Annotated in this window: 1 pseudogene; it reads right to left on the reverse strand. The window is 44.0% G+C overall.

Going from position 1 to position 595, the window contains the following annotated elements:
* A pseudogene (locus tag ACS8FD_RS22655) lies at window positions 1–495 on the reverse strand (hypothetical protein); the annotation flags it as partial.
* Window positions 496–595: the final 100 nt, after the last annotated feature.

The following is a 595-nucleotide window of genomic DNA, read 5'->3' on the forward strand; positions in this document are numbered from 1 at the left end:
GGTGAGTGACTGGTAAATAGCAGCAGCCAAAACAAGCGGTGATGTTTTAGCTAACGTCAAAAAACGCGTCCAACCTCGGCCTGTTGTTGGACCTCGCTGATTAGTTAAAGTCAGACTCTTGCGTTGTATGATATTGTCGTAGGCCAGTATGGTCGAGTAGTATAGTGATTTGACTTGATCCACATATACTCGCTGCGTCTTGCTAAGCGCTCCTAACTCATAATGATAATGCTTGTGCAAAGAGGTGATCAAGCGCTCGGATGCACAAGCAACAATAGTCAAAAGCTTAAGACGTAGTTTGTCATCTAAGTCTGCTGCGGCAAGCTCAGTCAACACCTGCTCTATTTGCACGGCCTGCTGAGCTTCAGTTTGTGTTGGTAAACTTGCTGCCCATCGACCCAGCTGCTGTTCTTGTCCATCCCCATATTTACGCGAAGAGTGTTTTAGTGGTGCTTTATGTGATAGATGATCCTGAAAATCTGACAACGTTATCATAAGCCCTCTTTAGTAAAACCTCTATTCTCAAATGAACAGTCGCGATATTACTTGTGTGTATGTGCGTTACAGAGCGCTACTAATGTTCAGCAAAACATAT

Source organism: Psychrobacter sp. 1U2 (assembly GCF_051847575.1).